The organism is Micrococcus sp. 140720015-1 (assembly GCF_053627595.1).
Map to the genome: position 1 here is coordinate 86,271 of NZ_JBSEYC010000006.1, position 22,040 is coordinate 108,310.

Below are 22,040 nucleotides of genomic sequence, written 5' to 3' on the forward strand. Positions count from 1 at the left end.
CGCGGCGGGGTCAGCCGCGGGCCGCGATCTCGTTGCGCCGCGTGTTGAGGTCCTTCAGGACCTGCATCCCGTGCTCCACCACCGGGTCCGCCTCGGCCAGGAGCGACTCCTTGGCCGGGCCGTAGGCGAGGTCGGCGAACGTGCCGTTCTCCGGGTCGAGGGCCCGGACCTCCTGCTGCACCAGGCGCACCTGGTCCAGGCCGGCCGCGTACTCCACCGATCGCTCGTCGATCTTCGTCAGCGACGCCTCCGCGTCCTCCGGGATCTGGTCCAGCGCGAACTGGGCCTCGTAGAGCAGGTTCTGGTACGTGCAGGGCTCCTCGATGTCGTAGAGCCCCACGCCACGGCCCACGGCCTCCTGATTGGCCTCCGCGATCTCCTCCGCCAGGCGCTCGCTGACGGCGACCTCCGTGGGGGCGGCCATGCCGGCCTCCGCCATGGCCACGTTGACGGTGCTGCCGCCGATCGAGATGACCGCGCTCTCCATCCCCTCGGGCGCGCCCTCGTCCGAGGTGGTCATGCTCGCGGTCGCCCCCTGCGGCAGCCGATCGCGCAGCCAGGCGTAGGACTCCTCCCCCATGCAGAGGTCGGGGCCGACCTTGAGGCCCTCGGGGTTGCGGCCCGCGCTCGTGACGCCGGCGAGGACCACGGTCCGCTCGGTGCCACCCTGGTTCACCACCACGGTGTTGCCGTCCAGCACGGAGACGATGTCCACGCGGGCGGCGTCGGCGGCCACGCCGCGGAGGACGCTGACGATGCCCAGCAGGAGCAGCACGGCGGCGACGACGAGGAAGACCAGCAGCCCCTTCAGGGGGACCCGGGCACGGGCGGCGACGTGAGTCATGCGGACTTCCTGCAGGTGGACGGCGGGACGGGGGCCGCGACGACGGCCCGGAGCCCGAGTCTAGCGAAGGGCCCCGGGACCGCCGAGCGGCGGGCCGAGGGACGGCTGCGTCGGGCTCAGCGCTCCCGGCGGTAGAACGGCGTGGCCACCACGGTGAACGGCTCACCGCGGCCGCGCAGGTCCACCTGCAGGGACGTGCCCTCGGCGGCCACGTCACGGCGGACGCGGGCCAGGGCGATGGGGTGTCCGAGGGTCGGGCTGGGGGCGCCCGAGGTCACCTCGCCCACCCGCTCCCCGGACTCGTCCAGCACGGCGTAGCCGTGCCGGGCGGCACGCCGACCCGCACCCTGCAGCCCCACGACGACCTCCTCGACGTCGTCCTTGCCGACCAGCGCGGACCGGCCGACGAAGTCGGCCTCCTTGCTCGCGGGCACCGCGAAGCCGACGCCGGAGGCGTGCGGCTGGTGCCCGGTGTCCAGCTCATTGCCGTAGAGCGGCATGCCCGCCTCGAGGCGCAGCGAGTCCCGCGCGGCGAGCCCGCACAGCGTCAGCTCCACGCCCGCCTCGTCCGCGGCCGAGAGCATCGTGTGCCACACGGCGGAGCCGTGGTCGCCGGCCTCGGCGGTGGAGGCGGCAGGCAGGAACAGCTCGAAGCCGTCCTCACCGGTGTAGCCGGTGCGGGCGACGACGGCGGTGACGTCGCCGGCGTCCGTGGGCACGGTCAGGGTCAGGTGGCCGTAGTACTTCAGCTCGGCCAGCTGCGCCCCGGCCTCCGGCATGGCCCGGGCGAGGATCGTCTCGGCCTGCGGGCCCTGCACGGCCACGAGGGCGGTGGTCGAGGACTCGTCCTCGACGACGGCGTCCCAGCCCGACGCCCGCTGGTTCAGGGCGGTGTGGACCGCGGCGATGTTGCCCGCGTTGGGCACCACCAGGTAGTCGGGCTCGGAGCCGGCCTCGCCGTCGTCCATCCGGTAGACGATCGTGTCGTCCAGGATGGTGCCGGCGTCCGTCAGGCACAGGGCGTACTTGGCGCGGCCGGGCTTCAACGTGGAGAGCGCGCTCGAGAGGGCGTGGTCCAGCATGGCCCCGGCCTCCGGGCCGGTGACCCGGACCTCGCCCATGTGGGAGAGGTCGAACAGGCCGGCGGAGGTGCGGACGGCCTTGTGCTCGGCCAGCTCGGAGCCGTACTTCAGGGGCATGTTCCAGCCGCCGAAGTCCGTGAACGTGGCGCCTGCGGCCTCGTGGACCGGATGCAGCGGGGAGTTGCGCGTCGAATCGCTCATGGGGTGATCCTCTCAGTCCTCGTCGGCGGTGTCGGCCACGGCGTCCTCGAACGCCTCGGGCGGCGGGCACGAGCACACGAGGTTGCGATCGCCGTAGGCGCCGTCGATGCGGCCCACCGGCGGCAGGTACTTGTCCAGACGCAGGCTCGGCACCGGCGTGCCCGCCTGGGCGCGCGAGTAGGGGCGGTCCCATTCGTCGGCCATCAGGACGTTGAGGGTGTGCGGGGCGCGGCGCAGGACGGAGTCCGCCACGGTCTCCGGGGTGACGGCGGTGATCTCGGCGTGGATGGCCTCCATGGCCTCGATGAACCGCTCGATCTCCTCGAGGTCCTCGGACTCGGTGGGCTCCACCATGAGCGTGCCCGCCACGGGGAACGCCAGGGTCGGGGCGTGGAACCCGTAGTCGATGAGGCGTTTGCAGACGTCCTCGGCGGTCACGCCCGTGCGGGCCGTGAGCTCGCGCAGGTCGAGGATGCACTCGTGCGCCACGAGGCCGTCGTTGCCCGTGTACAGCGTCGGGTAGAGGGGCGCAAGGCGGCGGGAGATGTAGTTGGCGCCCAGCAGCGCGTGGGCGGTGGCGGAGCGCAGGCCCTCGGCGCCCATCAGGTGGATGTAGGCCCAGGAGATGGGCAGCACGCCGGCCGAGCCGTGCGGGGCCGCGGTCATCAGGGCCTCGCGGGAGGGCAGGTACGGCACGAGGTGTTCGCCCACCGCCACGGGGCCCACGCCCGGGCCCCCGCCGCCGTGCGGGATGCAGAACGTCTTGTGCAGGTTCAGGTGGGAGACGTCTCCGCCGAACTCGCCCGGCTGGGCCAGGCCCACGAGCGCGTTGAGGTTGGCGCCGTCGATGTACACCTGGCCGCCCGCGGCGTGCACCGTGGCGCAGACCTCCTTGACGTCGGCGTCGTACACGCCGTGCGTGGAGGGGTAGGTGATCATGATGGCCGCGATGCGGCCCTCGTTGGCCGCGATCTTGGCGTCCAGGTCGGCGGCGTCGATCGTGCCGTCGTCGGCGGTGGCGACGACGACCACCTTCAGCCCCGCCAGCACGGCCGAGGCCGCGTTGGTGCCGTGGGCGGAGGCCGGGATCAGGCAGATGTCCCGCTCACCCTCACCGCGGGCCAGGTGGTACTGGCGGATGGCCCACAGGCCCGCGAACTCGCCCTGCGAGCCGGCGTTCGGGGCCACCGAGACGCCCGCGTAGCCGGTGATCTCGGCGAGCTTGGCCTCCAGGTCCGCGATCAGGAACCGCCAGCCCTCGGTCTGGTGGTCGGGCGCGAACGGGTGGATGGAGCAGAACTCGGGCCAGGAGATGGCCTCCATCTCCGCGGTGGCGTTGAGCTTCATGGTGCACGAGCCCAGCGGGATCATGGTGCGGTCCAGCGCCAGGTCGTAGCCGGAGAGGCGGCGCAGGTAGCGCAGCATCTTCGTCTCCGAGTGGTGGGTGTTGAACACCGGGTGCGTCATGAACGCGGAGGAGCGGCGCAGCGCCTCCGGCACGGCCGGGGTGGCCACGGCGCCCTCGTGCGCGACCGCCGGCAGGGAGCCCGCGTCCAGGCCGAACGCCGTCAGGACGGCCACGAGGTCGGCGTCGACGGTGGTCTCATCGGCCGCGATCCGCAGGGTGTCCGCGTCCACCAGGCGCAGGTTCACGCCGTTCTCCTCGGCGGCCTGCAGGACCTGCTCGGCCCGGCCGGGCACGCGGACGGTGATCGTGTCGAAGAAGTGCTCCTCGGCGACCTCGACGCCGCCGGCCCGCAGCGCCTCCGCCAGGCGGACGGCCTGGGCGTGGGCGTGGCGCGCGATGCGGGCGATGCCCTGGGGGCCGTGGTAGACGGCGTACATCGAGGCGACGATCGCCAGCAGCGCCTGGGCGGTGCAGATGTTGGACGTGGCCTTCTCGCGCCGGATGTGCTGTTCGCGCGTCTGGAGGGCGAGGCGGTAGGCGGGCTTGCCGGCGTCGTCGTGGGAGACGCCCACGAGGCGGCCCGGCATGCTGCGCTGCAGGCCCTCCTTCACGGCCATGTAGGCGGCGTGGGGGCCGCCGAAGAACAGGGGCACGCCGAAGCGCTGCGTGGAGCCGACGGCGATGTCCGCGCCCTGCTCCCCGGGCGGGGTGATCAGGGCGAGGGAGAGGATGTCCGCCGCGACGGTCACGAGGGCGCCGGCCTCCTTGGCCTGCGCGATGACGGCGGCGTGGTCGTGGATGCGGCCGGAGTCGCCGGGCTGCTGCAGCACGACACCGCACAGGCCCTTCTCCTCGACCTCGGCGCGGACGTCCTCCGGGATGCCTGCGGAGAGGTCGGCCACGCGCACGTCGATGCCCACGGCCTCGGCGCGCAGGCGCACCACGGAGAGGGTCTGCGGGAAGAGGTCCGCGTCGAGGAGGGTGACGCCGTCGGTCCTGCGGCGGTTGGCCCGGTGCATGAGGAGCACGGCCTCGGCGGCGGCGGAGGCCTCGTCCAGCAGGGAGGCGTTGGCGATGTCCAGGCCGGTGAGGTCCTGGACCATCGTCTGGTAGTTCAGGAGGGCCTCGAGGCGGCCCTGGGAGATCTCCGGCTGGTACGGCGTGTAGGCCGTGTACCAGGCCGGGTTCTCCAGCACCTTGCGGAGGATGACGCCGGGGGTGACGGTGTCCGAGAAGCCCTGCCCGATCATCTGGGTCTTCATGACGTTGCGGCCGGCGATCTCGCGCAGCTGCTCCAGGACCGCGGACTCGGTCAGCGGGGCGGGCAGCTCGAGGGGCTTCGGCTGGCGGATGCCGGCGGGGACGGCGGTGTCCACGAGGGCCTCGAGCGAGTCGTAGCCCAGGGTCTGCAGCATGTGCGCGACGTCCGCGGGGCGCGGGCCGATGTGGCGGGCCACGAAGGGGGCCGAGGCGGTGTCCTTGGGCTCGACGCGCTCGTGGGGCAGCGCGGTCGTGCTCTCGGTGGTCTGGGGGCTGGTCACGGGGTACCTCCGGGGGATCCTGCCGTGGTCACGGCGTGGGTCTGCTCCTCCCCGCTCTGTCATGGACCTGAGAGTTTCCGACGCCCGGGCGGGCGGCTTGCACCGTCGGTGGTCTCGGTCCGGACGCGGGCGCGGCGGAGTGAGACGCTTTCCAGAGCGCCTGACCCCACGCGGTGCGGATGCCTGAGAGATTCCCGGGGAGGGTTTGCTCCTTCGGCGGCCTGCTCACGCGGCCGGCCGGGGCAGGACGCGCGCCGACGCTCTCCCGCGCGGGGCATGCGGCGTGCCGTCAGTATCCCACACGTGTAGGCCGCGTCACAGTGCGACCGGGAGGGGCCGGGCGCGGCGGATCGACGCGCTTTCGTTGAGGAAACGGGCGTCCGGGAGGGGTTGAGTCGCCCCCCGCGCCCGTGCCTACCGTGACGACGACGGGCGGGCGTGTTCCTCCGCCCCGGAGCCGACCGAGGGAGCGATCCACCCATGTACACCCGCAGCCGGAACGACGTCGAGAAGGTCGAGTGGGGCGGAGGCACCTCCGAACGCCTCATCACCGCGAAGGACGAGATGGGCTTCGCCGTCGCCCACACGATCGTGCGCGCCGGATCGTCCTCGAAGCTCCAGTACCGCCACCACCAGGAGGCCTGCTACTGCATCGCGGGCAACGGCTCCGTGGTGGAGCCGGACGGCACCGTCCACGAGATCACGCCGGGCGTCATCTACGTCCTGCCGGACCACGAGCCGCACGACCTGCGCGGCGGCACCGAGGACATGCACCTGATCTCGGTGTTCAACCCCGCCATCACGGGCGACGAGAAGCACACCCTGTCGGAGGACGGCTACTCCAGCTACTGAGCCCGACCCCGGGCACGGTGACGGGAGGCGTCGACGACGGCGCCTCCCGCGTCGGTGCCGACGGCGGCGTCCAGCCGTAGGGTGGCGGGGTGCTCGACCTGTGCGCCCCCGAGCGCACCGTGCGCCGCAACACCCACCTGGCGCTGGTGCTGACCGCGATCGCGGGGATCCTCAACTCCGTGGGCTTCGTCGCCGTGGCCACGTACACGTCCCACATGACGGGGATCGTGGCGTCCATGGCGGACGCGGCGGTCCTCCACGCCCCGGGTCTGGTCGGCACGGGCCTGCTCGCGCTGGCCATGTTCATCCTGGGCGGGGTCGTCTGCGCGCTGGTGTTCAACTGGGGCCGGGTCAACGGCCTCCGCTCGCGCTACGCCACCATCCTCCTGCTCGAGGGCGTCGGCATGCTGGTGTTCGGCCTGCTGGCCGAGCACGTCCGCGATGCGCACCGGCCGCTCGTCGTGGTGGCCGTGCTGTGCTTCACCATGGGCCTGCAGAACGCGTTGATCACCCGCATCGGGGCGTGGCCGATCCGCACCACCCACGTGACGGGCATGGTCACGGACATCGGCGTCGAGCTCGGCAAGATCCTGTACCGCAACGGCCCCGGGGCCGCGGCCCCCGTCGTCGGGGAGCCGCGGCGCGTGGGTCTGCTGGCGCTGCTCGTGGCCCTGTTCTTCCTGGGCGGGGTGGCGGGCGCGGCCGGCTATCTCTGGCTGGGCTTCGAGGTGGTCATCCCGGTGGCGGGCGTGCTGCTGCTCATCGCCCACCGCCCGCTGATCCAGGACCTGCGGGACGCGTGGCTCACACGAAGGCCGAGACGCCGGTGAGGGCCCGCCCCACGATCAGGGTGTTCATGCCGTAGGAGCCCTCGTAGGAGTAGATGGCCTCCACGTCCCCCATGATCTTGGCGATCTCGTGCTCCGTGAGCAGGCCGTTGCCACCGAGGGCGTCGCGGGCGAGCGCCGCCGAGGACCGGGCCAGCCGGGTCGAGGTGGCCTTGGCCATCGCCGCGTGCATCATCTCCATCCGCCCCTCCTGCCGCAGGGCGTCCACCTGGAGCATCATCCCGGCGGAGGCGGCCAGGTTGCCGGCGACCTCGGCGATCTGGGCCTGGATCAGCTGGAACGCGGCCAGCGGGCGGCCGAACTGCTCCCGCCGCAGCGCGTAGGAGCGCAGCACGTCCAGCACGCCCATCTGCGCGCCGACGCCCTGCCAGCCGACCCACATGCGCGAGTCGCGCAGCAGGGCGCGGGTGGCGGCGAAGGTGGTGGCGCCGGGCAGGATCGCGTCGGCGGGCAGGCGCACGTCCAGGGTGATGTCCGCGTTCTGCATGATCCGCAGGCCCATCTTCCCGCTGATCTTGGTGGCCTCGTAGCCGGGGGTGTCGGTGGGCACCACGAAGCCCTTGATCTCGCCGTCGGCGGTGTCGCGCGCCCAGACGAGCGCGACGTCGGCGATCGTGCCGGCCCCGATCCAGCGCTTGGCGCCGCGGATGACCCACTCGTCGCCGTCGCGGGTGGCGGTGGTGGCGAGGCCGCCGGCGATGTCCGAGCCGTGGTCCGGCTCGGTGAGGCAGAACGCGCCGAGGGCGTCGAAGGACTCGAGGCGTCCCTGCCATGTGGCCTTCTGCCGCTCCGAGCCCAGGCCGGCGATCATGCCGAGGTTGAGCTCGTTGTGGATGCCCACGAGGGCGGACAGGGACAGGTCCACGCGGGCGATCTCGGCGTGCACGAGCTGCTGGAACAGCGAGGACGAGCCGTCCAGGACGAGGCGCCCCAGACCCAGCTCGGCCAGGCCCGGCAGCAGGTCGAACGCGAACTCCTCGGCGTCCCAGTACCGGATCAGGTGCGGTCGCACGCGAGTCTGCAGGTGGTCCTCGATCGCGTCGAGCCGGGCACGCTCGGCCGGCTCGAGGCGGTCCCGGAGGCGCAGCAGGTCCACGTGGGGCAGGCCGGGGGTGACGGCGGGCGCGCCGGAGGCGGGGACGGGGCGGTCGGCGATGGCGGTCATGGCTCTCCTTCGGGGGCGGTCCGACGACGGCGGGCGGTTTCGCCGCGAATCCGACTGTAGGACTTCCAACTATCCAGGTCTGCCACTAGTGTTCCAGATCACAGGCCCCCGGCCAAGGATCCGTTCAGCAGCCACCCCGAGGAGGGACCCATGACCGTCCAGGACCCCACCGCCCCGTCGCCGACGGAGGTGTTCCGCGCGGCCCGCGACCTGCTGGTCGAGTGCCAGACCGACGACGAGCGCGCCCGCGCCGAGTTCGAGTGGCCCCGCTTCGAGCACTTCAACTTCGGCTTCGACTGGTTCGACCGCCTGGCCCAGGACCCGGCCCGCGCGGACGTGCCGGCGCTGATCATCGCCGAGGACGACGGGCGCAGCACCGAGCGCACCTTCGCCGAGCTCTCCGCGGCCTCCAACCGGGTGGCGAACTGGCTCTCCGCGCAGGGCCTGCGCCGCGGCGACCGCCTCATCCTCATGCTGAACAACCAGGTGGAGCTGTGGGAGTTCATGCTCGCCTGCATCAAGCTGCGGGTGGTCATGGTGCCCACCACCACGCAGATGACCTCCGGGGACCTCGAGGACCGCGTGACGCGCGCCGGCGCCGCGTGGGCCGTGGCCGGCGCCGAGGACCTGGCCAAGTTCGCCGGCGTCGGCGAGGGCCTGCACCTGGTGCACGTGCCGGGCGTCTTCGCGGAGGGCCCGGCGCGCCGCGCCCCCGAGGTCGCCGGCCACACCGTGCTCTCCTACGACGACGCCGCCGACGCCGCCACGGAGCTGACCCCGGCCGAGCCGACCCCCGCGGACGAGACACTGCTCTTCTACTTCACCTCGGGAACCACCTCGAAGCCGAAGCTCGTGGAGCACACCCACACCTCGTACCCGGTCGGCCACCTCACGACGCTCTACTGGATCGGTCTGGAGCCGGGCGACGTGCACCTCAACGTGGCCTCCCCGGGCTGGGCCAAGCACGCGTGGTCCAACTTCTTCGCCCCGTGGATCGCGGAGGCCACGATCTTCGTGCACAACGCCCGCAAGTTCGACCCCGCGGCCCTGATGGCCAACATGGAGCGCTACGGCGTCACGAGCTTCTGCGCCCCGCCCACCGTGTGGCGCATGCTCATCAAGGCGGACCTGGCGCAGCTGAAGACCCCGCCGACCAAGACCATCTCCGCGGGCGAGCCGCTCAACGCGGAGGTGATCGACCAGGTGCACCAGGCGTGGGGCACCACGATCCGCGACGGCTTCGGCATGACCGAGACCACCCTGCAGGTCGCCAACACCCCCGGCCAGAAGGTCGTCATCGGCGCGATGGGCCGCCCGCTGCCCGGCATGGACGTCACCCTGATCGACCCGCTCACGGGCCAGGAGGCCGAGGAGGGCGAGATCTGCCTGCGCCTCGACCCGCGTCCGGTGGGCCTGCTGAAGTCCTACTACGGCAACCAGGAGAAGACGGACGAGGTGTTCCGCGACGGCGTCTTCCACACCGGCGACATCGCCCGCCGCGACGAGAACGGCGTGCTGACCTATGTGGGCCGCGCGGACGACGTCTTCAAGTCCTCGGACTACAAGGTGTCCCCGTTCGAGCTGGAGTCGGTGCTGGTCAAGCACCCGGCCGTGATGGAGGGCGCGATCGTCCCCACCCCGGACGAGCTGCGCCTGGCCGTGCCGAAGGCCTTCGTCACCCTCGCCCCGGGCCACGAGCCCACCGCGGAGACCGCCCGGGCGATCCTGCAGTTCACGCTCACCCAGCTGCCCCCGTACAAGCGCATCCGCCGCATCGAGTTCCTCGAGCTGCCGAAGACCATCTCGGGCAAGATCCGCCGCGTGGAGCTGCGCAAGGCCGAGGTCGAGCGCGCCCAGACGGGCGCCGCCCCGGACGGCTACGGCACCGAGTTCCGCGAGGAGGACCTGGACCTGCAGCGCTGACCGGCCGTTCCCCGCCACCGCCCCGTCCGTGTCCGGCGGTGGCGGGGGACCCCCGGTGCGCCGCTAGTCTGGAGCGCCATGAAGAAGCCACCCCTCGCCCAGGACCCCATCCGGGAGGCCGCCCGGAACTGGGAGCGTCACGGATGGGGTGACGTCGCCCGCCCGATGGCCGCCATCACCTCGATCATGCGGGCCCAGCAGATCCTGCTGGGTCGGGCGCAGGCCGCGCTCAAGCCCTACGGGCTCACCTTCGCGCGGTACGAGCTGCTGGCGCTGCTGAACTTCTCGCGCGAGAAGCGGATGCGGATGTCCAAGGCGTCCGCGCTCCTGCAGGTCCACCCCACCTCGGTGACCAATGCGGTGGACCGGCTCGAGGCCGCCGGGCTGGTGGAGCGCACACCCCACGAGTCGGACCGCCGCGCGCTCGTGCTCGCCCTCACGGACGAGGGCCGGCGCGTCGCCGTCGCCGCCACGGAGACGCTCAACGCCGAGGTCTTCGGCCGTTCCGGCTTCGATCCGGCGGACGTGGACACCCTCATCGACGTCCTCGGCCGGTTCCGCGCCCAGGCCGGTGACTTCGAGGCCGACGGCCCCGACGCCGGCGCGCCCGCGACGTCGGAGCACACCTCCTCCTGACGTGCTCCCCGGCCTCCGGGCCGTCCGGCTCAGCGGGGCTCGAGGCGCACGGCGCCGTCGAGCCGGATGACCTCGCCGTTCAGGAACGGGTTGGACACGATCTGCTCGACGAGCAGCGCGTAGTCCTCGGGCCGGCCGAGGCGGGCCGGATGCGGGGTCTTGGTGGACAGCGCCTCGCGGGCGGCCTCGGGCAGGCCGGCCATCATGGGCGTCTCCATGAGGCCGGGGGCGATCGTGACCACGCGGATCTGCGCGGAGGCGAGCTCGCGGGCCGCCGGCAGGGTCAGCGCGACCACGGCGCCCTTGGAGGCGGCGTACGCGATCTGGCCGATCTGCCCGTCGTAGGCCGCCACGGACGCGGTGTTCACGATGACGCCGCGGTCCTCGCCGAGCGGCTCCTGCGCCTTCATCGCGGCGGCGGCCTGGGCCATCATCGACACGGTGCCGACCGTATTGATCGCCAGGACCCGGCTCAGCGCCTCGGCGGACAGCGGCCCGTCGCGACCCACGAGCTTGCCCGGCGTCGCCACGCCGGCGCAGTTGACCAGCACCCGCAGCGGCCCGGCCTCCAGCGCGGCGGCCACGGCCTCCCGGGCGGTGTCCTCGGCGGTGACGTCGCCCGTCACGAAACGCGCGCGGGGACCGAGGGCGGCCACAGCGTCCGCGCGGACGGTCTCGCCCTCGCGGTCCGGCAGGTCCACCACCACGACGGCGGCGCCCGCGTCCGCCAGGCGGCGGGCGGTGGCATGGCCGAGGCCCGAGGCCCCGCCGGTGACGATCGCGCTCTGGTTCGACAGGTCCATGGGCGGACCCTCCCTTCCTCCTCGGGATACCCCCCGAGTTCGATAGTTGCATGTCCTACGTTCTCATCCTAGATTAGCGGATGAGTAACCCAGATCACACGCACGGCCGGGCCCGCCACGCCCGCCGTGGGCGGCGTCGCCCGGCGTCCGCCTTCCGCCTGGACCCGCGAGGAGCCCCCATGTCCGAGAAGACCGCGCCCACCGAGACCGCCCCCGTGATCCCCCACTTCGTGCACGGCGAGCGGCGCGAGGGCGCCTCCGGCCGGCACAGCGACGTCTACCACCCGGCCACGGGCCGCGTGGCGGGCCGCGTGCCGCTGGCCTCCGCCGAGGAGATCGACGCCGCCCTGGCCTCCGCCGAGGAGGGCTTCGCCGCATGGTCGACGCTGAACCCGCAGCGCCGCGGCCGCATCCTGCTGCGCTGGGTCGACCTGATCAACGAGAACATGGACGAGCTGGCCACCGTGCTCGCCCAGGAGCACGGCAAGACCTTCCCGGACGCCAAGGGTGACATCCAGCGCGGCATCGAGGTCGTGGAGTTCGCCGCGGGCGCCCCGCACCTGCTCAAGGGCGAGTTCACCGCCGACGCGGGCACCGGCATCGACGTGCACTCCATCCGCCAGCCGCTCGGCGTGGCCGTGGGCATCACGCCCTTCAACTTCCCGGCGATGATCCCGCTGTGGAAGGCCGGCATCGCCCTGGCGGCGGGCAACGCCTTCGTCCTCAAGCCCTCCGAGCGCGACCCCTCCGTGCCGGTGCGCCTGGCCGAGCTGGCCCTCGAGGCCGGCATGCCCGCCGGCGCCCTCAACGTGGTGCACGGCGACAAGGCCGCCGTGGACGCGCTCATCGAGGACCCGCGCGTCAAGGCCGTCGGCTTCGTCGGCTCCACCCCGATCGCGCAGTCCATCTACGCGCACGCCGGCCGCATGGGCAAGCGCGCGCAGTGCTTCGGCGGGGCCAAGAACCACGCCGTGGTCATGCCGGACGCGGACCTCGAGATGACCGCCGACGCCCTGGTCGGCGCCGCCTTCGGCTCCGCCGGCGAGCGCTGCATGGCGATCTCCGTGGCCGTCCCGGTCGGCGAGGAGACCGCCGACCGCCTGATCGCCCTGCTCCGCGAGCGCATCAAGGACCTCACGGTCGGCCCGTCGCTCGACGCGTCCTCGGACTTCGGCCCCGTCGTCTCGAAGGACGCGAAGGAGCGCATCGAGGGCTGCATCGCGGCCGGCGTCGAGGCGGGCGCCGACCTGGTCGAGGACGGCCGGGGCGTCGTCGTCGAGGGCCACGAGGACGGGTTCTACGTGGGCGCCACCCTGTTCGACCGCGTCACCCCGGAGATGAGCATCTACCGCGAGGAGATCTTCGGCCCGGTGCTCTCCGTGGTCCGCGCGAAGGACTACGAGGAGGCGCTCACGCTCGTGAACGAGCACGAGTTCGGCAACGGCGTGGCCATCTTCACCCGCGACGGCGACGCCGCCCGCGACTTCTCCACCCGCGTGGACACCGGCATGGTCGGCGTGAACGTGCCGATCCCCGTGCCGATCGCCTACTACACCTTCGGCGGCTGGAAGGCCTCCGGCTTCGGCGACCTGAACCAGCACGGCACGGACGGGCTGAAGTTCTACACCAAGACGAAGACCGTCACCACGCGCTGGCCCTCCGGCGTGCGCGAGGGCGCCAGCTTCGTGATGCCGGCCGGCTCCTGACCTCCCCGCAACCCGTCCTGACCAGGAGGACCCCATGACCACCGTTCTGTTCATCGGCCTCGGCCACATGGGCGGCCCCATGGCCGCCAACCTCGCCGCCGCGGGCCACCGCGTGCTCGGCTTCGACCTCGTCCCCGAGGCCCTCGAGAAGGCCCGTGCGGCCGGCGTCGAGACCGTCACGGACACGGCCGCGGCGGCCGCGGAGGCCGACGTCGTGCTGACCATGCTCCCCCACGGACGCCTGGTGCTGGACGTCTACCGGGGGGAGGACGGCGACGGCGGCCTGCTCGCCGCCGCCCGGCCCGGCACCGTGTTCCTGGACTGCTCGACCATCGACGTCGCCGAGGCCCGCGAGGCGGCCGCGGCGGCGGAGGCGGCGGGCATGCGGGCGGCCGACGCACCGGTCTCGGGCGGCCAGGTGGGCGCCGAGGCCGGCACCCTCGCCTTCATGGTGGGCGCCTCGGACGAGGTGTACGCCGAGGTGCTGCCGCTGCTCGAGGTCATGGGCGCGCGGATCGTGCACTGCGGGGCCGCCGGCCTGGGCCAGGCCGCGAAGATCTGCAACAACATGGTGCTGGGGGTCACGCAGATCGCCGTCGCCGAGGCCTTCGTCCTGGGCGAGCGCCTGGGCCTGCAGCACCAGGCCCTGTACGACGTGATGAGCAAGGCCTCCGGGCAGTGCTGGTCCCTGACCACCAACTGCCCGGTGCCCGGCCCCGTCCCCGGCTCCCCCGCGAACCGGGACTTCCAGCCCGGCTTCGCCGGCGCCCTGATGGCCAAGGACCTCGGGCTCGCGCTCGCGGCCCTGGACGAGCAGGGCGTGGCGGCCGACCTGGGCCGCCTCGCGCAGGCCAAGTACGCCGAGTACGCCGCCGGAGAAGGCGCCGCCCGCGACTTCTCCGGCATCATCGAGGACATCCGAGCATCACACACGGACAGGAGCGAGGCATGAGCGAGCAGACCACCCCGGACGGCGCCGAGTCGCCGATCATCGTCGAGCGGCAGGGCCGGGTCGGCCACATCCGCCTGAACCGGCCGAAGGCCCTGAACGCGCTGAACGAGGCGACGATGCGCGCCGTCGTCGCGGCGGTGCAGGAGCTGGACACCGACCCGGAGATCGGGGCGATCCTGCTCTCCGGCTCCCCCAAGGCGTTCGCCGCCGGCGCGGACATCAAGGAGATGGCCACCAAGGAGTTCTCCGAGATGTACGCGGCCGACTGGTTCGCCGGCTGGGACGGGCTCACCCGTGCCCGCACCCCCATCGTGGCGTGCGTGACCGGCTACGCCCTCGGCGGCGGCTGCGAGCTGGCCATGATGGCCGATGTGCTCGTGGCCGGCGAGGGCGCGAAGTTCGGTCAGCCCGAGATCAACCTCGGCGTCATCCCCGGCATGGGCGGCTCCCAGCGCCTGACCCGCGCCGTGGGCAAGGCGAAGGCCATGGACATGATCCTCACCGGCCGCATGATCGGGGCGGAGGAGGCCGAGCGCATCGGGCTCGTCTCCCGCGTGGTGGCCGACGAGAAGGCCCTCGAGGAGGCGCTGGAGGTGGCCGCGACCATCGCGTCCAAGTCCAAGCCGGCCTCCTGGATGGCCAAGGAGGCCGTCAACGCCGCGTTCGAGACCACGCTCGCCCAGGGCATCGCCTTCGAGCGCCGCGTGTTCCACTCCGCGTTCGCCACGGCGGACCAGAAGGAGGGCATGGACGCGTTCGCGGCCAAGCGCGAGGCGGGGTGGCAGCACCGATGAGCGACGCGCAGACCACCGCGACGACGGCCCCCGCGGCCGCACAGGAGGGCGCGGCGGGCGAGGTGCTCCTCGAGGTCCGCGACGGCCTCGGCCGCATCACGCTGAACCGTCCGCGCGCCCTGAACGCGCTGACGCAGGACATGGTCCAGGCGATCGACGCGGCCCTGACCGACTGGGCCGCGGACCCCGCCGTGCGCGGCGTGCTGATCCGCGGTGCCGGCGAGAAGGGGCTGTGCGCCGGCGGCGACGTCGTCTCCCTGCGCTCCTCCCTCCTGGCCGGGCGGTTCGCGGAGGCCGAGCAGTTCTTCCGCGACGAGTACGCGATGAACGAGCGCATCGCCGCCTACCCCAAGCCGTACGTGGCCTTCATGGACGGGGTCGTCCTGGGCGGCGGCATGGGCGTGTCCGCGCACGGCTCGCACCGCGTGGCCACCGAGCGGACCCGCGCCGGCATGCCCGAGACGGCGATCGGGTTCACCCCCGACGTCGGCGGCTCCTTCCACCTCGCCCGTGCGCCCTTCCAGGCGGGCCGGCACCTGGCCGCGACCTCGGCGCACGCCTCCGGTTCCGACGCGGTGGCCCTGGGCCTGGCGGACGTCTTCGTGGAGTCCGCCCGGCTGGACGAGCTCGAGCAGGCCCTCGCCGCGGCGTTCGGCGCCCTCGGCTCGGCCGCGGACGCGGGCGCGCGCGACGAGGCCGCCTTCGCCGCCGCCGACGAGGTGCTGGCCCGGTTCGCGGTGGCCGAGGGCGCTCGGCCCGCCTCCGCCCTGGTGGCCGGCCGGGAGTGGATCGAGGACGCCTACGGCCGGGAGACGGCCGCCGAGGTCCTCGCCGCCCTGGACGAGCGCGCCGCCGCGGGCGGGGAGCACGCCGAGGCCGCGGGGAGGGCCGCCGAGGCCATCCGCACCAAGTCCCCGACCGCCGTCGCCGTGGCCCACGAGGCCCAGCGCCGGCTGGCCGCGCGCGGGGCGGACCTGACCGTGGCCGACGCGCTGCGCCAGGAGTTCACGATCGGCACCCACCTGATGCGCGAGCCGGACATGGCCGAGGGCATCCGCGCGCTGCTCGTGGACAAGGACAAGGACCCGACGTGGAGTCCGGCCCGGCTCGAGGACGTCTCGGCCGAGGACGTGGCCGGGCACTTCGAGCCCGTGTCCGGGGTGGACCCGCTGCAGCTCGGCTGAGCCCGCCCCGACGGACGGCGCCCCGTGGCCACGTGTGGTGGCCGCGGGGCGCCGTGCTGTGGGGGCGACCTGGCGGGCCCCCCGGCGTCAGCCGATCAGGCCGCGACCCACGATCATGCGCATGATCTCGTTGGAGCCCTCGAGGATCCGGTGCACGCGCAGGTCGCGGACGAGCTTCTCCACGCCGTACTCGTGCAGGTAGCCGTAGCCGCCGTGCAGCTGCAGGGCGGTGTCGGCGGCCTCGTAGCCGGACTCGGTGGCCACGAGCTTGGCCATGGCGCACAGGCGCACGGTGTCCGGGTCGTTGCGGTCCAGGGCGTCCGCGGCGCGCATGAGCATCGTGTGGGCGGTCTCCAGCTTCACGGACATGTCCGCGAGCTCGAAGACGAGGGCCTGCTTGGTGGCGAGCGGCTCGCCGAACGCGCTGCGCTCCTTGAGGTAGCGGGTGGCCTTGTCCAGGGCGGCCAGGCCGCCGCCGATGGAGCAGGCGCCGATGTTCAGGCGGCCGCCGTTGAGGCCCTTCATGGCGATGCGGAAGCCGTCGCCCTCCTCGCCGAGGCGGTCGGCCACGGGCACGCGGACGTCCTCGAAGATCACCTGGCGCGTGGGCTGGGTGTGCCAGCCCATCTTCTTCTCGTTGGGGCCGAAGGACAGGCCGGGGGTGTCCCTGCGGACCACGACGGCGGAGATCCCCCGGGCGCCCGTGTCCGCGGTGCGGCACATCACCACGTAGCAGTCGGACGCGCCGGCGCCGGAGATGAACTGCTTGACGCCGTTGAGGACGTAGTGGTCGCCGTCGCGGACGGCGCGGGTCTTCAGCGCGGCCGCGTCCGAACCGGCACCGGGCTCGGTGAGGCAGTAGCTGGCCAGGTGCTCCATGCCCACGAGGTCGGGGATCCAGCGGGCGCGCTGCTCGTCGCTGCCGAAGGAGTCGATCATCCAGGCGACCATGTTGTGGATGGAGATGTAGGCGGCGAAGGCCGGGTCCGCCTTGGCGAGCTCCTCGAAGATCAGGATCGCGTCCGTGCGCTCCAGGCCGGTGCCGCCATGCTCCTCCCCCACGTAGATGCCGCCCAGGCCGAGCTCGCCGGCCTCGGCGAGGACGTCCACCGGGAAGTGCTTCTCGGCGTCCCAGTCGAGGGCGTGCGGGGCGACGCGCTGCTCGGCGAAGTCGCGGACGGCGTCGACCAGGGCCTTCTGGTCGTCGGTGATGGGGAACATGGGTTCGTCCTCCTGGGGCTCGGTCCGGCCGCGCGGGCGGCCCACGACGGGGTGGGGCGGGGGTGGCACCGCGGGCGGCGACAGGGTGTGACTGTCATCACCATGATACTAGGACATCCAATGATTCGCCGTGTCGCCGCCGGGCCGTGGGCTAGCGTGCTCCCCGTGCAGACCACCACCAGCCCCACCGCGGACTCGCCCACCGGCCCCCGCTCCCACGCCTCCGGCCGCACGGAACAGCTGTTCGGCATCCGCCGCCACGCGCTGATGACCGAGCGGGACGGCGCCCTCAACCCGGCCGCGTTCGAGGTCGGCCCGTGGTGCCTCGACCTGGACGGCCGGCCCACCGGTGCGGCGGCCACCGTGATCATGGACAACGCCACCGCGGTGGCCGTGCACCACGCAGCACGGGACATCGAGACCGTGGTCACCACCGAGCTGCAGGTCAACGTGCTCGGCCCCCTGCCCGCCTTCGACGCGGCGGCCGTCACGGCCGGGGACGACGACGGCCCGCTGCTGGAGTGCTGGACCCGCCCGCTGTCCTGGGATGCCGGCGGCGGCGTGGCCCGTGCGTGGCTCGAGGACACGGACGGGCGTCGTGTCGTCGAGGCGACCGGCTGGTTCCAGTCGGTGCCCGCCGGAGCACCGGAGCGGATGGCCGAGTTCGTCGCCGCCGGACGGCTGCCCCGCGGGGCCGAGACCCGCGTGCCCATGCCGGGGCTGCTGGCCGCCCGCCCCGAGTCGCTGCCGACGGCCGATCCGGACGTGCGCCCCGCCGTCGCCGCCGCGGCGACCGCGGGCGCCCGCTTCGCCCCGAAGCCGGAGCTGGCCAACCCGTCGGGCGCCGTCCACGGCGGGGCCATGACGCTGCGGGCGGTCACCGCCGCGCAGGCGGCCATGCCGGACCGCGAGCGCTACGACGTCCAGGCCGTGCACGTGGTGTTCGTGCGCCCGGGTCACGGCGAGATGGTCGCCCTCACGCGGGTGCGGCATGCCGGCCGGTCCCTGCGCCTCGTGGAGGTGGACCTCGTGCCGGTCGGCGCCGACGGCGTCCCCGTGGCCGACAAGCCGATGGTCCAGGTGCAGGTCACCTTCCGCGCGACCCGGAGCTGACGCCCCGCCCGCCCGAGCGCCCGAGTGCTTTCGAACGTGAGAGAGGGCCTATCCCACGTTCGAAAGCGCTCATTCCCCCGACATCACGTTCGAAAGTCCCGGGGGGGGAGGAGGAGGCGCCGTCGTCGTGGGGTCGGCTCAACGGCCCACGGTGCCGAACCGGGAGGCCACGGGGGCCGTGAAGGCGGGCTTCAGGAAGAACCAGGCGGCGGCGGTGACCGCCACGCTCACGAGGAAGACCACGAGGCCCCACGCGTCGGTGGCGCCGCCGCGCGAGGTGTACATGTGGTTCAGGTTCGTCAGCAGGCCCGTGAAGGCCACGAGGAACACGTGCACCAGGATGAACGCCACGAAGAAGACCATCACCGGGAAGTGCACCTTGCGGGCCACCTCCATGGGGAACGCCTTGTTCAGTCCCTTGGCCTCCGTGGGGAACCACGAGGACATGCGCCAGCCCGTGAGGGCGGCGAGCGGGGCGGCCACGAACACCACCAGCGCGTAGGAGATCATCTGCAGCGCGTTGTAGTGCACCCAGCCGTTCTCCGTGGGCCAGTCCAGGGACAGGTACTGGATGCCGGCGGACAGGGCGTGCTGGAACACGTGCGGGTCCGTGGGCACGATCCGCGCCCAGTGGCCGGTGACGATCAGCAGGACCACGAAGATCGCGCCGTTGAGCAGCCACAGCGCGTCGAGGGCCTGATGCATCCAGATGGTGAGCGAGAACTTCTTCGGGGTGTTGCCCCGCGCCGAGAACAGGCCGTCCTTCGTCGGCGTGAAGTTGGCCGGAGGCCGTGTCTCGTGACGGATCTGCAGCCCCGTCCGGATGATCAGCACCATCAGGAACATGTTCAGGAAGTGCTGCCAGCCCATCCACCAGGGCATCCCCTCGGGGGTGCCCTCGGGCAGGACCGGGTGCCCGTCATAGGTCGCGATGAAGTCCGCCACCGGGTCGAGGCTCCGCAGCCAGCGTGCGGCCAGCACCGCGAGCAGCGCCAGCACCACGACGCCGGCCACCGCCGGCAGCGCCTTGCGCAGACGGGACGGGGGGGCGGCCTGGTCCACGTCCGTGTCCGCGGCGCGGGCGGGCGTGCCGGTGGCGGCCCCGGGGGCGGCCCGGGGCGGCTGCGCGGCGGAGGCCGGCGGGGCCGAACGGGTGTCCGGCGCGGTGGGGGCCGGCTCCGGGGCCGGTGCCGCGGCCACGGGGGCGGCGACGGCCGGTTCCGCATCGGCCGGCTCGGCGACGACCGGCCGGGCCGGCGCCGCGGCGGCGGGCTCGGCCGTGGGCTCGGCGGTGGCCTGCTCCGGTGCGTCGACCTCCTGCGCCACCGTCTCCGGCGCGGTGGGGGCGCCCACGGCGGCCAGCTCGGTGAACCACTCCCCCTCCCGGGCGAACGGCACGTACCCGGCCATGCGTCGCCGCTCCGCGAGCGGCACGAGGTCGGAGTCCACGGGCGCGCCCACCCCGGCCGCGGCGGGCGCACCGGCCGCGGAGGCGGCGACGGCGGCCGCCACGTCCGGCACGACGGGCTCGGTCTCCGCGGGTGCGGGGGCCCGCGTCGGGGACGCTGAGGCGGCGATGGGCTCGGGGGCGGCGGGCAGCGGCGGAGTGGCGGGCGGGGTCGAGCCCGCGGCCGGGGCGGGGGCACCGCCGAGCCACTCGGCCTCGCGGGCGAACGGGACGTACCCGGCCATGCGGCGTCGCGCGGACAGGGGCGTCAGGTTCGACACCGGCGCGGACGACACCACCGGGACGGCGGCCGCGACCACCGGGGCCGGGGCCGCCGTCGTGGTGTCCTGCGCCGGGGCGGGGGCGGGCTCGTTCTCGGCCGGGGCGCCCTTCAGGGGGACGTAGCCGGCCATTCGCTGCTTGGGCATGCTTCTCCTCGTCCGAGGGGCGCGATCCGCTGCGGACCGCGCCCGCACCGGTTCAGCCGCGGCGGGTGCGCAGCTGCTCGATGACCTGCGGGACCACCTGGAAGATGTCCCCGACCACGCCGAAGTCGGCGTGCTCGAAGATCTCGGCGTCCTCGTTCTTGTCGATCGCCACGATGGTCTTGGCGGTCTTCATGCCGGCCAGGTGCTGGATGGCGCCGGAGATGCCGAGGGCGATGTACAGGTTCGGGGACACGATCACTCCGGTCTGGCCCACCTGGCGCTCAGCCGCGGTGTAGCCGGAGTCGACGGCGGCACGCGAGGCACCCACGGCGGCGCCGAGCTCGTCGGCGAGCTGCTCGACGATCGCGAAGCCCTCCTCGGAGCCCACGCCGCGTCCGCCGGCGACGACGGTCTTCGCGCCGCGCAGGGGCGGACGGGCGGAGTTCTGCGTGCGGGCGTTCACCTCGAGCACCCGGGCGCCGGCGGTCACCGGGCCGAGCTCGGCGGCGGCCAGCTCCACGACCTCGGGCGCCTCGACGGCCGGGGCCCGGTCCGCGACGGCGCCGGGGCGCATGGTGATGATCCGGGGGCCGCCCTCGCCGGTGGACTCGCTGAGGTAGTCGCCGCCGAACACGGAGTGGCGGGCGATGACCTCGTCGTCGGCCCAGCGCAGTCCCACGGCATCCGCGCAGACGGGGCCGCGGGCGCGGACGGACAGGCGGCCGGCCACCGCGCGGGACTCGGGGCTGCCGGAGAGCAGCACGGCCACGGGCGCGGTGCGGGCGGTCGCGGCGGCGAGGGCCTGCACGGCGGCGTCGCCGAGGGTGGTGGCGGCGTCGTCGGCCACGAGGACGTGGACGCGCGTAGCGCCGTATTCCCCCAGACGGGCGACGGCGGCGTCCCTGCCCTCCGCGCCGGTCACGAGGACGGCCTCGGGCACGCCCACGGTGGCCGCGGCGCCGAGCAGCTCGGCCACGACCGGGCGGAGCGCGCCGTCCGCGCCGATCTCGGCGTGCACCAGCACGGTCTGACCGCTGTTCGCGGCGTCGGTCTGCGTCGTCATCTCGGTCTCCTCCACGTTCGCGCTCACACGAGCCCCCGACCCGCGAGGAACTCCACCAGCCGCTCGGCGGCGGTGCCGTCGTCGGTGATCTTCTCGCCCGCGGCACGCTCGGGACGCGTGTCCGCCGAGACCATCACGGAGCGGTAGGCGGCCTCGGCCGGGCCCGCGGCGATGCCGAGGTCGGCCAGGGACAGCACGGTGAGCGGCTTCTTCTTGGCCGCCATGATGTTCTTGAAGTTCGGGAACCGCGGCTCGGCGGTCTTCTCCGTCAGGCCCGCCACGGCGGGCAGGGCGACGGCGGCGCGCACGTCCGCGTCCGAGGTCGCCACGGTGCCGGTCAGCTCGCCGTCGGCCAGCTCGGGGGCCTCGACGTGCGGCAGGTAGGGCCGATCCAGGAGCTCGGCGACCATGGCCGGCACCACGCCGGTGCCGCCGTCCGTGGACAGCGTGCCGGCGAGCACGAGGTCGGCGCCCTCCTTCTCGACGGCCGCGGCGATCACGCGGGCCGTCTCCACGGCGTCCGAGCCGACGAGCGCGTCGTCGGTGATCTGCACGGCGGAGTCCGCGCCCATGGCCAGCATCTTGCGCAGGGTCTTCGAGGAGTCCTCGGGGCCCACCGTCAGGGCCACGACCTCGACGTCCGCGCCGGCGTCCCGCCAGCCCAGGGCGACCTCCATGACGCGCTCGCTGATCTCGTCCGGCACGGGCTCGGCCGCGCCGTCGCGCACCACCCAGCCGGTCTCCAGGCTCAGCTCACGCTCCTGCCACGTGTCCGGCACCTGCTTGGCCAGCACCAGGATCTTCACGGCCTCTCCTCCTTGGGTCGCGG

The 22,040-nt window shown here is 73.5% G+C and carries 18 protein-coding genes and 1 riboswitch; of the genes, 9 read left to right on the forward strand and 9 right to left on the reverse strand.

Annotation, left to right across the window (positions count from 1 at the left end; translation table 11 throughout):
* Positions 1-10: 10 nt before the first annotated feature.
* The 3 genes from ACUXPL_RS11025 to gcvP form a co-directional block, all read right to left on the reverse strand.
* Positions 11-844: a thermonuclease family protein gene (locus ACUXPL_RS11025; protein ID WP_180536828.1), complete on the reverse strand. Its 834-nt coding sequence runs from the start codon at positions 842-844 to the stop codon at positions 11-13.
* A 116-nt stretch (positions 845-960) separates the two neighbouring features.
* Positions 961-2,127, reverse strand: a complete 1,167-nt coding sequence (gcvT, locus tag ACUXPL_RS11030) for a glycine cleavage system aminomethyltransferase GcvT (RefSeq protein WP_454183842.1) — start codon at positions 2,125-2,127, stop codon at positions 961-963.
* Between the two features lie 12 nt (positions 2,128-2,139).
* On the reverse strand, positions 2,140-5,076 hold the full coding sequence (gcvP, locus tag ACUXPL_RS11035; protein ID WP_454183844.1) for an aminomethyl-transferring glycine dehydrogenase: 2,937 nt from the start codon (positions 5,074-5,076) through the stop codon (positions 2,140-2,142).
* Positions 5,077-5,237: 161 nt separating this feature from the next.
* Positions 5,238-5,354, reverse strand: a riboswitch (glycine riboswitch).
* Positions 5,355-5,556: 202 nt separating this feature from the next.
* Between gcvP and ACUXPL_RS11040 the strand changes: the two genes are divergently transcribed.
* Together ACUXPL_RS11040 and ACUXPL_RS11045 are read left to right on the forward strand one after the other, a co-directional pair.
* Positions 5,557-5,928 carry an ectoine synthase gene (locus ACUXPL_RS11040; RefSeq protein WP_454183846.1) on the forward strand — a complete coding sequence of 124 codons (372 nt, stop codon included), beginning with the start codon at positions 5,557-5,559 and terminating at the stop codon, positions 5,926-5,928.
* 89 nt (positions 5,929-6,017) lie between these two features.
* Complete coding sequence (locus ACUXPL_RS11045) at positions 6,018-6,758, forward strand: YoaK family protein (RefSeq protein ID WP_454183848.1); 741 nt, start codon at positions 6,018-6,020, stop codon at positions 6,756-6,758.
* Here ACUXPL_RS11045 and ACUXPL_RS11050 read toward each other — a convergent pair.
* Complete coding sequence (locus ACUXPL_RS11050) at positions 6,733-7,941, reverse strand: acyl-CoA dehydrogenase family protein (protein WP_454183850.1); 1,209 nt, start codon at positions 7,939-7,941, stop codon at positions 6,733-6,735. The two genes, ACUXPL_RS11045 and ACUXPL_RS11050, sit on opposite strands and share 26 nt — an antisense overlap.
* Before the next feature lie 150 nt (positions 7,942-8,091).
* Between ACUXPL_RS11050 and ACUXPL_RS11055 the strand changes: the two genes are divergently transcribed.
* The gene (locus ACUXPL_RS11055; protein ID WP_454183852.1) at positions 8,092-9,864 is read left to right on the forward strand and encodes an AMP-binding protein; all 1,773 of its coding nucleotides are present in this window, start codon (positions 8,092-8,094) and stop codon (positions 9,862-9,864) included.
* A gap of 78 nt (positions 9,865-9,942) precedes the next feature.
* Positions 9,943-10,500: a MarR family winged helix-turn-helix transcriptional regulator gene (locus tag ACUXPL_RS11060; protein ID WP_454183854.1), complete on the forward strand. Its 558-nt coding sequence runs from the start codon at positions 9,943-9,945 to the stop codon at positions 10,498-10,500.
* A gap of 29 nt (positions 10,501-10,529) precedes the next feature.
* On the opposite strand, the gene ACUXPL_RS11065 is transcribed toward ACUXPL_RS11060, so the two are convergent.
* Positions 10,530-11,303 carry an SDR family NAD(P)-dependent oxidoreductase gene (locus ACUXPL_RS11065; protein ID WP_454183856.1) on the reverse strand — a complete coding sequence of 258 codons (774 nt, stop codon included), beginning with the start codon at positions 11,301-11,303 and terminating at the stop codon, positions 10,530-10,532.
* A 179-nt stretch (positions 11,304-11,482) separates the two neighbouring features.
* Between ACUXPL_RS11065 and ACUXPL_RS11070 the strand changes: the two genes are divergently transcribed.
* The 4 genes from ACUXPL_RS11070 to ACUXPL_RS11085 are packed head-to-tail and all read left to right on the forward strand — an operon-like array spanning position 11,483 to position 15,939.
* Positions 11,483-13,009: a CoA-acylating methylmalonate-semialdehyde dehydrogenase gene (locus ACUXPL_RS11070; RefSeq protein WP_454183858.1), complete on the forward strand. Its 1,527-nt coding sequence runs from the start codon at positions 11,483-11,485 to the stop codon at positions 13,007-13,009.
* A 34-nt stretch (positions 13,010-13,043) separates the two neighbouring features.
* The gene (gene mmsB, locus ACUXPL_RS11075; protein ID WP_454183860.1) at positions 13,044-13,961 is read left to right on the forward strand and encodes a 3-hydroxyisobutyrate dehydrogenase; all 918 of its coding nucleotides are present in this window, start codon (positions 13,044-13,046) and stop codon (positions 13,959-13,961) included.
* Positions 13,958-14,755: an enoyl-CoA hydratase gene (locus ACUXPL_RS11080; protein WP_036383972.1), complete on the forward strand. Its 798-nt coding sequence runs from the start codon at positions 13,958-13,960 to the stop codon at positions 14,753-14,755. Before mmsB ends, ACUXPL_RS11080 begins: the two co-directional genes overlap by 4 nt.
* Positions 14,752-15,939 carry an enoyl-CoA hydratase/isomerase family protein gene (locus tag ACUXPL_RS11085; RefSeq protein WP_454183862.1) on the forward strand — a complete coding sequence of 396 codons (1,188 nt, stop codon included), beginning with the start codon at positions 14,752-14,754 and terminating at the stop codon, positions 15,937-15,939. The genes ACUXPL_RS11080 and ACUXPL_RS11085 overlap by 4 nt, the downstream gene beginning before the upstream one ends.
* A gap of 87 nt (positions 15,940-16,026) precedes the next feature.
* Here the strand turns inward: ACUXPL_RS11085 and ACUXPL_RS11090 are convergent, their stop codons facing one another.
* On the reverse strand, positions 16,027-17,160 hold the full coding sequence (locus ACUXPL_RS11090; protein WP_180536818.1) for an acyl-CoA dehydrogenase family protein: 1,134 nt from the start codon (positions 17,158-17,160) through the stop codon (positions 16,027-16,029).
* Positions 17,161-17,325: 165 nt separating this feature from the next.
* Here ACUXPL_RS11090 and ACUXPL_RS11095 point away from each other — a divergent pair, with 165 nt between their 5' ends.
* Positions 17,326-18,273, forward strand: coding sequence for a PaaI family thioesterase (locus ACUXPL_RS11095; protein ID WP_180536817.1), 948 nt, complete (start codon positions 17,326-17,328; stop codon positions 18,271-18,273).
* A gap of 138 nt (positions 18,274-18,411) precedes the next feature.
* On the opposite strand, the gene ACUXPL_RS11100 is transcribed toward ACUXPL_RS11095, so the two are convergent.
* From ACUXPL_RS11100 to ACUXPL_RS11110, 3 genes are read right to left on the reverse strand one after another with little or no spacing between them, the layout of a single operon-like run.
* Positions 18,412-20,148 carry a cytochrome b/b6 domain-containing protein gene (locus ACUXPL_RS11100; RefSeq protein WP_257643185.1) on the reverse strand — a complete coding sequence of 579 codons (1,737 nt, stop codon included), beginning with the start codon at positions 20,146-20,148 and terminating at the stop codon, positions 18,412-18,414.
* Between the two features lie 52 nt (positions 20,149-20,200).
* Complete coding sequence (locus ACUXPL_RS11105; protein WP_454183865.1) at positions 20,201-21,238, reverse strand: electron transfer flavoprotein subunit alpha/FixB family protein; 1,038 nt, start codon at positions 21,236-21,238, stop codon at positions 20,201-20,203.
* Complete coding sequence (locus ACUXPL_RS11110; protein WP_180536816.1) at positions 21,235-22,017, reverse strand: electron transfer flavoprotein subunit beta/FixA family protein; 783 nt, start codon at positions 22,015-22,017, stop codon at positions 21,235-21,237. Before ACUXPL_RS11110 ends, ACUXPL_RS11105 begins: the two co-directional genes overlap by 4 nt.
* Positions 22,018-22,040 lie beyond the last annotated feature (23 nt).